The organism is Chitinophaga niabensis (genome assembly GCF_900129465.1).
In the GTDB taxonomy this organism is placed as follows: domain Bacteria; phylum Bacteroidota; class Bacteroidia; order Chitinophagales; family Chitinophagaceae; genus Chitinophaga; species Chitinophaga niabensis.
Genome location: NZ_FSRA01000002.1, coordinates 2,188,127 through 2,201,822, shown reverse-complemented (window position 1 = coordinate 2,201,822; position 13,696 = coordinate 2,188,127). Strand labels below are relative to the sequence as shown.

Below are 13,696 nucleotides of genomic sequence, written 5' to 3'. Positions count from 1 at the left end.
CGGTCTACTTTACCTAACCCTTCATAATTAGGCATTTAGCAGTTAAATTTATTCCTATGAACCACGTGCTACTATTTACAGGCCTCCTGGCCTTATCTATTTCCGCGTCCGCTCAGGAACCGGATGTTTCTCTTCGCTTCAAGACCCCTGCCGCTCATTACCAGGAAGCATTGCCATTGGGCAATGGCCGGATAGGCGCATTGATCTCCGGTCACCCCTGGAATGATAAGATCACCCTGAATGAAATCTCTCTCTGGTCCGGTGGTGTACAGGATGCTGATAATGATACAGCCTACCGGGTGCTGCCCAGGATACAGCAATTACTGTTAGAAGGCCGTAACCGTGAGGCGCAGGACCTGTTGCAAAAATATTTTATCTGTAAAGGAGAAGGATCAGGCCATGGCAATGGCGCCAATGTTCCCTTCGGAGCTTACCAGGTGCTGGGAGACCTTCACCTTCGCTGGAAAGACAGTATCACCTCCTGGAGCAATTACCAACGGACCCTCGATCTTGAAAAAGCAGTGGCTACCACTACCTGGCAACGGGATGGGGTTACTTATAAACAGGAAGCATGGATCAGCATCCCTGCCAATATCCTCGCTATAAAGATCACGGCCTCTAAGAAAGGAAAGATCTCTTTATCCACCACACTAAGCCGGAAGGAATATGCGAAAGTTAGCGTACAGAAAGACCGCATCCTCATGCAGGGGCAATTACCTAATGGCAACAGACCTGGCATGCGTTATGCAGCAGCCTTGCAGGTAAAAAGTAATGGTGGCAAACAGCTCATTACAGACAAGGATATACAAATAGAAAATGCAGATGAATGCCTTTTAATATTCAGCGCAGCCACTGATTATAACGTATCAAATTACGTAACGCGGAAAGGAGATCCCCTGCCCGGGGTACTCAGCACAGTACAATCCGCTGCATCCAAACCCTATTCGCCGTTGATGAATGAACACATCAAACAGTATGCACAATATTTTAACCGGAGCCGCTTCTATCTTGAAGGTAATATTTCTGATACGCTCAGTACACCGGAAAGGCTCGCCCGTTATTATGCAAAACAGCCCGATCCGCAATTGCCGGTATTGTATTTCAATTATGGCCGGTACCTGCTGATCAGCTCTTCCCGTCCCGGTGGTTTACCTGCCAACCTGCAAGGGCTCTGGGCACCGGAATACCAAACACCCTGGAACGGAGATTACCACATCAATATCAACCTACAGATGAATTACTGGCTGGCGCCAATGACCGGCCTGGCAGATATTGCAGAACCTGTACATCATTACATAAAAGGTCTGGTAAAACCAGGCACCAGAACAGCGAAAGCTTATTATAACGCGCCGGGATGGGTAGCACATGTGATCACCAATCCCTGGGGCTTTACTTCTCCCGGAGAAGGAGCAGGATGGGGTTCTACCCTTACAGGCGGCGCCTGGTTATGTGAGCATCTCTGGGAACATTTTCGTTATACAAAGGATACCGCATTCCTTCGTCAATATTATCCGGTGATGAGAGGTGCGGCCATTTTCTTACGCAGCATCCTTATCAAAGAACCTAAGCATGGCTGGCTGGTGACCGCTCCTTCCAATTCACCGGAGCATAGTTACATCATGCCGGATGGCACCCAGGCCAACACTGCTATGGGGCCTACCATGGATATGCAGATCTGCCGCGAATTATTCGGCGCCTGCATTGAAGCTGCCAATATATTAAAGATAGATGGCCCATGGGCAGCCGAATTAACTGAAGTACGCAAACAATTAGCACCTAACCAGGTGGGCGCAGCAGGTGATCTGAATGAGTGGCTGGACGACTGGAAAGACGGAGAGCCGCATCACCGCCACGTTAGCCAGCTTTATGGCCTTCATCCTTATGATGAGATCACACCATGGGGCTCCCCGGAATTAAGTGCCGCAGCACGTGAAACCCTTCGTCAGCGTGGAGATGATGGCACGGGATGGTCTTTGGCCTGGAAGATCAATTTCTGGGCAAGGCTGGGAGATGGTGATCATGCATTAGTGCTGATCCATAAACTGCTTCGCCCTGTAGATCCTGTAAAGCCTGTTGGTGGCGGATCTTATCCTAATCTGTTCAGTGCGCATCCGCCTTTCCAGATAGATGGAAATTTTGGCGGCACCTCCGGTATTGGAGAAATGTTGCTGCAAAGCCACGGAGATGATGAGACCATCCGTATGCTGCCGGCCTTACCTTCTGATGCAGATTGGCAAAGTGGCCGTGTGAAAGGAATGCACGCACGCGGCGCATTTATTGTAGATATGGAATGGAAGAAAGGAAAACTGACCACTGCAAAGATCACTTCCGGCAAAGGTGGCCTTTGCAGATTATTGTTACCTGCCGGCAAAGCAGTGCGGAATGCACAAGGCAGGGTATTGGCGCAGGCTGGCAATAAAGCGGAAGTAGTTACCTTTCCCACCGTTAGATCCGGGGATTACCATGTAGCGCAGCAATGACCTTAATCAGGTACAATAAGCCCTGCATGTGCTATCTTTGCCCCTGATAAATAACAAACCATGTTTCATTTCGGTCAGCGGCAAACATTAGTTATTTCCATTTTCATCATGCTGGTAACAGCGTGTTTGCTGGTGTGGCGGCCCGACTACAACTTTTTCGACGGAGGGCTTATCACAGCCATCCTCCTCACTATATTCATCAAGAACGACACCCCTACCAGGATTATGGGCATTGCCTGTACCATCCTGGTAGTGGTGATTGCCTGCCTCCCGCATAAAAACCCCAACCTGGCGGAAGTTTTCATTGAACACTTCTTCTCCCTGATCCTGGTGATCAGCTCCACTTTACTGGTATTGTTCCTGAAAAGCCTTTACCGTACCATGCAGGAACTTAACCAGGCGTTGGAAAAGGAAGTAGAGAAAAGAACTGCCAACCTGGAACTGGCGCTCTCCCACCTGGCCTCTTCACAGGCAGAATTGAAAGATGCGCTGGAAAAAGAAAAAGAGCTGAGTGAGATCAAGTCGCGCTTTGTGTCCATGGCCTCTCATGAGTTCAGAACTCCTTTAAGTGCCATTCTTTCCTCTGCTGCCCTGATCGGGAAATACCCCGCTTCTGAAGATCAGCCACGCAGGGAAAAACACGTACAGAAAATAAGGGATTCCGTGATCCACCTGAACGAACTGCTGGAGGATTTCCTTTCCCTTGGCCGGATAGAAGAAGGTAAGATCCATGTACATCCTGAAAATATCTCCCTGCAAAATTTTGCGCTGGAAACTGTGGAAGAAGTGCAGGGCCTCCTGAAATCAGGGCAGCACCTGCATTCAGAAGTACCGCAGGAGCTGCATGTATGGTCAGACAAACGGTTATTGAAGCATATTTTCGTGAACCTGCTCACCAACGCCTCCAAGTTCTCCCCCGCTGAAACCCGTATTGGCTGGAAGTTATGGGAAGAGAACGGCTATATTCATGCCATCGTGGAAGATGAGGGTATGGGTATTCCTGAAGAAGACAAAACCTATCTCTTTTCCAGTTTTTTCCGCGCCCGCAACGTTACTAATATCCAGGGAACGGGCCTTGGCCTGCATATCGTAAAAAGGTATGTGGATATGCTGCATGGCAGCATCAGCGTAGAAAGCGAACTGGGCAAAGGCACCAGGATATTAATTAATTTTCCAAATCTGCAAGCACAATGACAGCCACCATCATGGTAGTAGACGATCACCCCGGCATACGGGAAAACGTAGCGGAAATACTTTCCCTCGCCGGTTACCAAACCCTTGAAGCAGAGAATGGCAAGCAGGCTATAGAACTGGCTAAAGAACATCTGCCTAACCTGATCGTTTGTGATATCATGATGCCGGAGCTGGATGGGTACGGCGTACTGCATATGCTGCGAAAATACCCGGAAACGGAACATATCCCTTTCATCTTCCTCACGGCGAAAACAGACAGGAGTGATTTCAGAAGAGGCATGGAAATGGGTGCGGATGACTATATCACCAAACCCTTCGAAGATGTGGAGCTCCTGAACGCAGTGGAAACAAGGCTGAAGAAACAACAATTCCTGCAGGAGAAGTTCGCTGCTGCACATACGCAATCCATTGGCACCCTCTTACAGGACTGGCAGGCTTCCGGTTTATTACACCTGCAAATGGAGGCTTATGATGTAGCCCAGTACGCCAAGAAACAACCTGTTTACCGCGAAGGCAAACATCCCCAGTTCCTGTATTACGTGAAAAGCGGGAAAGTAAAAGCTTACCGTTTGAATGATGATGGAAAGGAATATATCACCAACCTTTTCAGCCAGGGTGATTACTTAGGGTATGTTCCTTTGCTGGAAGACAAACCTTATGAAGAAAACGCAGAGGCCCTGGATCATACAGAACTCGTACAAATCCCGAAAGAAGTATTCCTGGAGCAATTGCTGAATGATATCAGCGTGGCGCGTACGTTTATCAAACGCATAGCCATGGAAGTAAAAGAGAAAGAAGACCGCCTGCTGCAACTGGCCTACGATTCTCTCCGTAAACGTGTAGCCAATGGCCTTTTAGCTATTCACGACAAACTGCATTTAGAACAACAGCCGGATGCACTCATAGAATTATCGCGGGATGATATTGCGCGGTTTGTGGGTACAGCTACTGAATCCCTGATCCGTACGCTGAGTGATTTCAAATCTGAGAAACTGATTGAGATGCAGGGCACGAGGATACGTATTGTGCAGCCGGACCTGTTACGGAAGTTATTGTACTAAATTTGTACGCCGGCTACGGAAATCAGGTCTTTACTCAAAAACATACATCGTCTCTTTTTTCGTATATTTGGGTATACCTTCCTATAGTTTCGATACTATTTTCACATCTCTTCACATAGGCTTCACCTTCGGTTCACCAAGGGTTCAGGTAGGCTTCACCATAGGTTGTCATTTTAGTTAAAATAGTACCGTTATTTAGAATCATCCTTATACTGCTTCCGCAATGCCTCCAGCTTTTGGTGCAGTTCTTTCTCAACAGCCTTATACGCCGGGTCTCCATACACATTCTTCATCTCTGTAGGGTCTTTCTGCAGATCATACAACTCCCATTTATCAATGTCGTTATAGAAATGAATGAGTTTATAACGATCTGTGCGCACTCCGTAATGCCTGCGTACTTTATGCTCTCCGGGGAATTCATAATAATGATAATAGATCGCATCGCGCCAGGCTGTCTTCTTTCCTTCCATTAAAGGTTTCATCGACTTACCTTGCAGGTCGGCTGGTAATTTCACACCTGCATACTCCAGGAAAGTGGGCGCATAATCAATGTTCTGCACCATTTCATTTACCTCTCCTTTCTTTTTAATACCAGTGGGATAACGCATCACCATGGGCATCACCAAAGATTCTTCATACATAAAACGTTTATCGTACCAGCCATGTTCTCCCAGATAAAAACCCTGATCTGAAGTATAGATAACGATGGTGTTTTCTGCGAGGCCATGTTGATCCAGGTAATCCAGCACGCGGCCAACATTACGGTCTACAGAAGCAATGCAGCGCATGTAATCTTCCATGTAACGCTGGTATTTCCATTCAGCCAGTGCTTTACCTGTTAGCTTATCCCTTTTGAATGCTGCAGTGATGGGATCATATTCCCTGTCCCATGCAGCTTTCTGCTGCGCATTCATTCTTTCCGTACCGGATACTCTTTGCTGCCAGGGCCGGTTAGGATCACTGCTGGTATCTACTTTCAGATCAGACGCCAGGTGCATGTGATTGGCAATCGTCATTTCCTGTAAACCAGCGGCCGTGCGTCCTTCATAATCATCATAAAAATTAGGCGGCAAAGGATATTTGCGGCCGCGGAACTTATCGAAATCTGCGGTATCCGGCAGCCAGTTGCGATGGGGTGCTTTATTGTATAACAACAGGCAGAAAGGCTGTGTAGTATCTCTCCCGTCCAGCCAGTTCAATGCTTTGTCGGTGATGATATTGGTCGCATATCCTTCTACCCTTTCCCGCTTTCCATCCATTTTAATGAAATCAGGATTGTAATACTGTCCCTGACCAGGCACTACCGTCCAGTAGTTAAAACCAGTGGGATTGCTTACCAGGTGCCACTTTCCTACGAGGGCAGTTTGGTAACCGGCCTGTTGTAAGAGCTTCGGGAAAGTTTGTTGTGAACTATCGAACCGCACATTGTTGTCGATATGCCCGTTCAGGTGAGAGAATTTACCGGTTATGATCACCGCGCGGCTGGGCGCACAGATAGAGTTGGTGCAATAGCTTCGTTTAAAGACTAAACCCTCTTTTCCGATCCTGTCTATGTTCGGCGTTTCCGTCAGGCCTTTGTGAAAAGTACTGATGGCATTCTGCGCATGATCATCAGACATGATCATGATGATGTTAGGTCTTTTCTTTGTTTGGGCGAAACTATTGAACGCTATCAGCAGCGAACAGCCCACGAGGATCATATACTTCATATCATTACTTTTCTTCCCAGTTATCAGTACGGAATGGATTCACCGGCAAACCTGCTTTATTGAAGATATTCCCGATGGCCGTATTCGTAAAAGCAAAACGTACTGCCTCAGGTTCCTTCACTGTTTTGGCAGATACTGTTACCGTATTGCCTTTCACAATAACATCCGCAGGAACGAACTGGTGATCTGCTCCGGCAATAAAGAACTGCGCTGCTTTTTTACCTTTCAGCACCAGGCCGTCTTCGGCATTATCGAAGTGCAGGATGATCTTGTTATCCTTTTTCTCCATTTGTGAAAACTGCGGGCTTTTATAGGCGATGCCTGTTTTGCCATATGTATCACTGAGTGCCCAGTTGGCCAGGCGAAGTCCTACATCATGTTTATTGGTGGGATGGATATTCCCGGTATCTGCTACCAGGTCTGTAATAACCGCCATACCTGTACGCGGGAACTTCAATGTTTCTGTTTGTGCTTCTCTCAGCAGTGCCCCTTTGATAGTGCCCTGACCATAATTATAAGGAGCGATCTGTACAAAATAAAAAGGGAATTCTTTGTTCCATGCTTTGCGCCAGGAACTGATCATGGTACCCATCAATTTTGTATAGGTGCTGGCGGTACCTGTGTTACTTTCTCCCTGGTACCAGATAGCACCTGCAATACTAAAATTGGTGATCGGCGCAATCATGGCGTTATAAGTATAACCCGGTGTAAACGGCCAGCCATTACTCGGTGTGAGTTTAGTGGCAGCCTCTTTGAGGACGGGGTCATTTTCCACTTCAGGCGCAGGCGTCCAAACCTCTGCGGGTGTACCTCCCCAGCTGGTATTGATAAGGCCGATCGGAATGTTAAGGTCCTGCCTTAACTTCTTTCCAAAGAAATACCCTACGGCGCTGAATGCTCTTAATGAATTGGAATCACAGGCTACCCAGGTAGCATTACAATCATCCTGCGGGTAAGCTGCTGTTGTAGTTGGAATGTGGAAGAAGCGGATCCTGCTGTCTGCACAGGTAGGGAATTCAGCTTTTACATCCTGCAGTCCCTGCAGGGAGCTCCATTCCATATTGCTCTGGCCGCTGCATACCCATACTTCACCGATAAGCACATTTTCCAGTTTCACGAGGTTACGCCCCTGCAAGGTAATGGTATAAGGACCACCCGCTTCAGGTGTTTTAATATCAAGGCTCCATTTGGCATCCCTGGTGGTCACCACTGAATCCAGCTGATTGTTCCAGGAAGTATGTACCCTCACCTTTTCACCGGCATGCGCCCAGCCCCAGAGTTTCACAGTAGCATTTCTCTGCAGTACCATATTACTGGCAATCACAGCGGGGAGGCGGATCTGAGCAGTTGCCCAGGTGCCGCAGCATAATAAAAGAAAGAACGTTAATAGTAAACGTGGCATGTGGTTGAATAGATTTAAAGGTAAGAAGTAGACAGTTTCGTCCGGTCAAATTAATAAACCTAAGCCAGAATCACAATGCCCTTAACGGAACTGAAGGAAAGAAGGGGCACGCATGGCGAATATATCGAAACGGAAATCCACTACGGTAGTGATCTCAAAATATACATTGCGCTGGCCGGGAGGGGCATCCGGGTAATAATATGCACCCAGTTTGAAAGTGTTCAATTGCAGGTTTTCGTTCCTGATCCTCACACCCAGCCCATATCCTGTATACACAGGGTTTTCCAGTAAATAGTTGTTCTTGAAAGATACCTGAGAAGCCTGTACGGAGGCAAAAAGATTAAACTTGAAACCATATATCTTCCAGGGACTGTAATATACTCCCTCCGAACGCAGATTGATCCGGTGAAAACCACTCACCTTGGTATCCCTGTACCCCCAGATGCCGCGTTCCATATTTATATCCAGTGGTTTATAGAAGTAATTGTTAGGATTGCCAAGGTAATCGATGTTCACAAAGAGCCGGAAGGCGCCTTTCCAAAAACGCATCAGGCGGCTGTAATAAGCGGCCTTGGCACTGATCACCATATCCTCAGAAATATTCTTCTGCCAGAAACTACTGATGCCTCCGCCGATACTCAGCAAGCCATTCAGCCGGGTATGCCAGTATTTCTCTCCTTCCAGCCCTGTGTAGAAACGTTTCCTGTCCATCCAGTTCTCCCAGCCGGCAGACAAGCCCATCCTGTAACCATAGGGAATATCCTCCGTGCGGCCGAAACCGAAGAACTGATGGGTTTTGAAGAAGTCCTGTTTGAAAAGTAATAACTGCCCCAGGTAATAATGCCGGTTATTATAGATGGGATCTTTGATGAATGCCGGCTGCGAAGGGTTCTTATCAAACTTCAGGTTAAAATACCGCCCGAGGATAGCCAGGTTAGCTTTGTTCTCAGATTCCCCGTCGTTGCGGAAACGGTTCAAGAAACTGTACCCCGTCCAGACGTCCAGTACTTTATAAGCATAATCCCGGAATATGCTATCTGGCTGACCGTAGATATTAATGGAATAGTTCCTTGAAAGGGAGAAACCACCGGCGAATTTTGCGGAGTTCCGGTATAAAGGTCTTTCCACCTGCAGGTAATAAGATCCTTCATATACATTACTATCCAGCGGCAATTGTGTATTCAGATTAGTATACCCCACAGCAGCATCCACGAAGGTTCCCAATATATTATATTTCGTATATCTCGCTTCCGTACCCCAGGGCCGGGCGAACGCATTATTCCAGCGGAACCCGAACATCAGGCCCTGCCCTGCTCCAAAGAGGTTATTGTTGAACACCTTTGCTGCAACCGCGGTGGTACTGGCTTCCCGAAGGTCCAGACCATACTCGAACACATCTTTCGTGACCACCATCACATCCACGGAATCCGAGAAAGGGGTAACCACCATAAGGATCCGGGCATCCTGGATAAATGGCCTGTTACGGAGGTACCTTTCATTATCTGCAAACTCGTAGGCATTCACGGTGTCCCGCTCCCGGAAAAAGAGAGATTGCCTGATCAGCCATTCCTCAGAATCAAAATGGAGGCGGTTGGCCAGGTGGATCAATTGCATGGAAGTAGTAAAGGTGGTATCGTTGATGTTCCGGGGGCCGAACACTTTTACCCGGCGGTAGTAGATACGACGGATCGTTTTGCCGGTATGAGGCAAAAATCCCTGTTCACTCCTGATCATACTGCTATCATCTGTAGAAGGCGGTGGGTCATTGTGCCGGGAAAGCTTAAAAAGTACAGAATCCCGGTAACGCCTGCTCTTCAGAGAGTCCACATATGTATTGAATTTCTTGAACCACCTTTTGCCCTGCGCAGGGATAGTATCCGTTTGCGCAACAGCCTTTTGTGGCATACAAAACAAAATCAGGTAACAGCTAAGGGTAGCAATGATGCTTATTTTCCAGTACAGTTTCAATTATTCCCTAGTTCGTAAACAACAATACAATTTTTTGACCAATTATATAGATTACCCGAAAAAAACAAAGGGAAGGGCAAACAATAGCTGTTTGCTCCCTTCCCTTTCAATAAATTATGCCGGTTTAATTTTGTACGGTAACGGTTCTGCCACTTCTGCCCACACTATCATATACTTTTAGTTTTATGATCCCTTTCTGCGCTATCGGCGCCGTATAAACGGGACTTTTAGCCGTTGGCTCTTTCCCGTCAGTTGTATAACGGATGATCAGGCCGGGAAGTTGTACGTTGGCCAAAACTTTTCCGTCTTCCACCACAGCTCCTGCAGTAGGTATACGATATCCGTATCCCCCGTTCCATGCTGCCAGCCGGGGCAGTTCCTTTTTACCCACCACATTCGCAAAAACGCTCCAGGCCTCATTATACAGAGCGGTGGCCTTTGCTTCCTCCTTTTCCTTTGCCCAGGAAGGATCTTTTGCCCAGGCACGTTCTGCCATCCCCAGGAGTTTGGGCAATAACAGGTATTCCAGCTGGGCAGGGGTTTTAACGGTTTCAGACCATAAGGCGGCCTGGATACCGGTAATATTATCCTGTCCATATTCCGTTAAACGGTCTTTCCCGATAAAGGTGGAAGCAGGTAAAGGATTACCGGCTCCATCTTCCTTCGCATTTTTATACAGATCGAAAGGAATAAAGTAGAAAGGTTTGTCTATATCCACATAACCACCCCAGTAAAAACCGGGTTCATTATAATCACGTGTATACGCCATATCGAAATAATAATTGCTTACGCCGGATAGTACTACTTTATATCCTGCGTTGGCTAAACGGTAAGTAAGGTCTTCCACACCGCCGCCCATTACATTATTCCATACATCCAGCTGAAAATTACGGTTACCAAAATCAGGATTGGCGATCATCACGGTATGCCCGTCTTTTTTTGTTTTACGCATACCTGCTTCTTCCCAACCATATAATTGCAATCCACGTTTATTCACGATCTGCGCTACTTTATCGTAGAAATAATACCACAGATCGTCCGTATTCTTCAGTGTTGCATTGTCTTTGATCAATTGCTGCGCTACAGGAGACTTCTCCCATACGCCGGCAGGTGTTTCATCACCACCCATGTGAATAACATCTAAAGGAGCGCCTGCTGCTTTATGCATCGCTACCAGTTCGTCCACTACTTTTTCCAGGAATTTGTAGGTAGAAGGAAGCGCTACATTCATTACGTTATCTTTCCATTCCTGCACAGAGCGGTACTGGCTTTTATCATCCGGATCGCTCAGGCGGTATTCATTGGCGGCAGCGGTATTGCCTGCCTTGATGAACTTTGCATAACGTGCATCCATAGATTTGATCGCTGCACGGGCATGACCGGGCATTTCAATTTCAGGGATCACTTTAATATGCCTTGCTTTTGCGTATTGCAATATTTCTATGTAATCTGCTTTTGTGTAGAAACCGGAACCGGTGGTGTTGTTGATATCAGGGCCGGAACCATAAGAAGGCTGTATGGCTGTGAGTTCCTGCAGATCATGTCCCCTGCGCCCACCTATTTCAGTGAGTTCAGGCAGGCCGGGGATCTCTATCCGCCATCCTTCATCATCACTCATATGCAGGTGAAAAACATTGAGCTTGTACAATGCCATTACATCCAGCACCCTGAAGATCTCTGCCTTTGCATGGAAGTTGCGGGAAACATCCAGCATAAAAGAGCGGAAGGGAAAACGGGGAGCATCTGCGACCTGTACATGCTGCAAAGTTACAGCAGCCGTAGCTTTTGCAGGTAATAAAGAACGAAGGGATTGTATACCATAAAAAGCACCTTCTGCATCCGGTGCAGTGATCAGGATACCCCTATCATCAATGCTCAATGTATAACTGTCTTTTATAGCAGCCTGCGTGATACGGATATTGGCTTTCTCATTATTCAGCTTAGCAGGCTTGCCGAACACTTTGGATAATTCTGCCGCCAGGAAACTAGCTTCCTGCGTAAAAGCAGGATCGGCACTGATCGTTATTTCGGGACCCAGCAGATATTGGCCTTCTCTCTTTTCATAAGCACGCGGCGCCGGGAAAATAGCCGGCAACTCTTCTGCCGGAATATCTTTTGTGCCACTGTTCTTCTGGTAAATATCTGCTGCGGTGGTCTGCGATTTCTTATCATTCGCATTCCGGAGCAATTGTTTTTCCTGCGTGGAAGGGATCACTTTAAACTCTGCGAAGGAATAACCTTTTGCCGGTTCCTGATCCCATACAATGTATGGCCCGTCAGGCGCATCGGTGTAATTAGTGACCCAGGCCACGGAAACGATATTGATCTTTAAGGAATCTCCCGGAGCAATACCTTTAAAAGCAGCCGTTGGTTTTAAAGTATACAGGTGCCCGTTAATATGCCCTGCTTCAATTCCGGGTGCTACTTCCCCCGGCGTTACAAAACGGATGAAGTTGTAATAGATCGTCCAGCCGGAAGCCGGAAAAGCTTTTTTCGTTTTGTTGGTGATGGTGAACGTGGATAAAGACTGTGCCTTCCCCTGGTAACCATTCTCTACCAATTCCCAGGAGATGGTCAAACCATTGGTTTTCTGAGCCTGGGCAAAAGAACTGAACAGTAAACAAACAAACAAAAATCTGAGCTGCATATAGTTAGGATTTAATTACAGTTATCAAAAACGAATAACGGCTTGAGCGGGCCGTTATTCATAACCGATCGGGCTGTAATTACTTTTAAAATGACTGATTAATAGCGTGCAGGAGATATCCTTTCGGATCGCTGGAATATTCCCAGAACATCACTCCGCCGAGCTTATGCTTCTTTACATACTTACATTTTGCTTTCACGGAACGTTCATCGTCATAAGTAATGAAAACGTTGTTCACCGGGTGAAAGAGATAAGGTGCTTTGGCACGTTTATCCCAGTGACGGTCATATCCCTGTACCATGAGGCTGTCTTTCAAACGGGTATAACCTCCGCTGCGGGCACTATTCAGGGCCTGGCGGTTAAGGCCTTTGTTTTCTCCATTGGGCATCGTCCAGCCGCGGCCATAGAATGCAACACCCATCACGAGTTTCTCAGCTGGTACACCGGCACGGAGATATAGCCTTACAGAACGGTCCGCAGAAGCTTCTGTAGAATCTTTCGTTGAACCATATAAGTTAGTATGGTGACCGGCAATGCCTTTACCATTTGTTTTATAATCGTAGGTCATGATGTTTACATAATCCAGGTATTGCTGGGCGATATGCATTTCTGTGTGATCAATGAAATACTGGCCGCCGCCTACTGCTGTGGTGAGTTGGTACTTTTTACCGGTTTCTTTTTCCAGGGAATCCAGTGAAAGGCGGATGGCTTTGAACATGAGGGTATAGTTCTGTTTATCTTCCGGGCGGTAAATATTGCCTTCTTCGCCGGGCACACCAGGGTATTCCCAATCAATGTCCACCCCGTCCAGCTTATATTTCCGCACGATATCCACTGCCGTGGCGGCAAAAAGCTGCTGGCCTTTCTCTGTGAGTACGGCATCTGAGAAGTTCTCAGACCAGGACCATCCACCGATGGAAATCAATATCTTAAGATCAGGATTCCTTTGTTTAAGGGCATTAAGTGTACGGAAGTTAATGGAATCTGTGGCTTCGTTGGTGAGCCAGGCCTGGCCGTTCTTCACATCTACAAAGGCGTAATTGATATGGGTGAGCTTTTCCACTTCTATGGAAGCGGGGTCTTTGATCAATCCGCGATAACCGCCAACATAGGCGATCACTACAGGTTTTCTGCGTTCTTTGCCTGCTTTGGTGAAGGCCATGCAAAAGAAGAGTATAGATGATAAAAGGAGTATTGGATAGCGCATCCTTAAAAATAGTAAAAAGGCAGGGATA

The 13,696-nt window shown here is 47.1% G+C and carries 8 protein-coding genes; 3 read left to right on the top strand and 5 right to left on the bottom strand.

Going from position 1 to position 13,696, the window contains the following annotated elements; all coding sequences use genetic code 11:
• Positions 1-56 precede the first annotated feature (56 nt).
• Genes BUR42_RS26195 through BUR42_RS26185 form a run of 3 tightly spaced genes read left to right on the top strand, consistent with a single transcriptional unit; the run spans position 57 to position 4,735 of the window.
• Positions 57-2,480, top strand: a complete 2,424-nt coding sequence (locus tag BUR42_RS26195; protein ID WP_074242507.1) for a glycosyl hydrolase family 95 catalytic domain-containing protein — start codon at positions 57-59, stop codon at positions 2,478-2,480.
• 60 nt (positions 2,481-2,540) lie between these two features.
• Complete coding sequence (locus BUR42_RS26190; RefSeq protein WP_074242506.1) at positions 2,541-3,674, top strand: sensor histidine kinase; 1,134 nt, start codon at positions 2,541-2,543, stop codon at positions 3,672-3,674.
• Positions 3,671-4,735 (top strand): response regulator, encoded by a 1,065-nt coding sequence (locus tag BUR42_RS26185; RefSeq protein ID WP_074242505.1) that lies wholly within the window; start codon positions 3,671-3,673, stop codon positions 4,733-4,735. Before BUR42_RS26190 ends, BUR42_RS26185 begins: the two co-directional genes overlap by 4 nt.
• Positions 4,736-4,926: 191 nt before the next feature.
• On the opposite strand, the gene BUR42_RS26180 is transcribed toward BUR42_RS26185, so the two are convergent.
• From BUR42_RS26180 to BUR42_RS26160, 5 genes are all read right to left on the bottom strand, one after another.
• Positions 4,927-6,444 carry a sulfatase family protein gene (locus BUR42_RS26180; protein WP_074242504.1) on the bottom strand — a complete coding sequence of 506 codons (1,518 nt, stop codon included), beginning with the start codon at positions 6,442-6,444 and terminating at the stop codon, positions 4,927-4,929.
• A gap of 4 nt (positions 6,445-6,448) precedes the next feature.
• Positions 6,449-7,846, bottom strand: coding sequence for a sialate O-acetylesterase (locus BUR42_RS26175; protein WP_074242503.1), 1,398 nt, complete (start codon positions 7,844-7,846; stop codon positions 6,449-6,451).
• A gap of 81 nt (positions 7,847-7,927) precedes the next feature.
• Positions 7,928-9,751 (bottom strand): BamA/TamA family outer membrane protein, encoded by a 1,824-nt coding sequence (locus tag BUR42_RS26170; protein WP_074242502.1) that lies wholly within the window; start codon positions 9,749-9,751, stop codon positions 7,928-7,930.
• A gap of 187 nt (positions 9,752-9,938) precedes the next feature.
• A complete protein-coding gene (locus BUR42_RS26165) occupies positions 9,939-12,461 on the bottom strand; it encodes a family 20 glycosylhydrolase (RefSeq protein WP_074242501.1) in 2,523 nt (840 codons plus the stop codon).
• Positions 12,462-12,546: 85 nt separating this feature from the next.
• Positions 12,547-13,623 (bottom strand): glycoside hydrolase family 18 protein, encoded by a 1,077-nt coding sequence (locus BUR42_RS26160; protein ID WP_200798363.1) that lies wholly within the window; start codon positions 13,621-13,623, stop codon positions 12,547-12,549.
• Positions 13,624-13,696: the final 73 nt, after the last annotated feature.

Coding starts and splice junctions, on each gene's coding strand:
- BUR42_RS26175 (WP_074242503.1), bottom strand. CDS start 7,846: ATGCCACGTTTACTATTAACGTTCTTTCTTTTATTATGCTGCGGCACC.
- BUR42_RS26185 (WP_074242505.1), top strand. CDS start 3,671: ATGACAGCCACCATCATGGTAGTAGACGATCACCCCGGCATACGGGAA.
- BUR42_RS26165 (WP_074242501.1), bottom strand. CDS start 12,461: ATGCAGCTCAGATTTTTGTTTGTTTGTTTACTGTTCAGTTCTTTTGCC.
- BUR42_RS26195 (WP_074242507.1), top strand. CDS start 57: ATGAACCACGTGCTACTATTTACAGGCCTCCTGGCCTTATCTATTTCC.
- BUR42_RS26180 (WP_074242504.1), bottom strand. CDS start 6,444: ATGAAGTATATGATCCTCGTGGGCTGTTCGCTGCTGATAGCGTTCAAT.
- BUR42_RS26160 (WP_200798363.1), bottom strand. CDS start 13,623: ATGGCCTTCACCAAAGCAGGCAAAGAACGCAGAAAACCTGTAGTGATC.
- BUR42_RS26170 (WP_074242502.1), bottom strand. CDS start 9,751: ATGCCACAAAAGGCTGTTGCGCAAACGGATACTATCCCTGCGCAGGGC.
- BUR42_RS26190 (WP_074242506.1), top strand. CDS start 2,541: ATGTTTCATTTCGGTCAGCGGCAAACATTAGTTATTTCCATTTTCATC.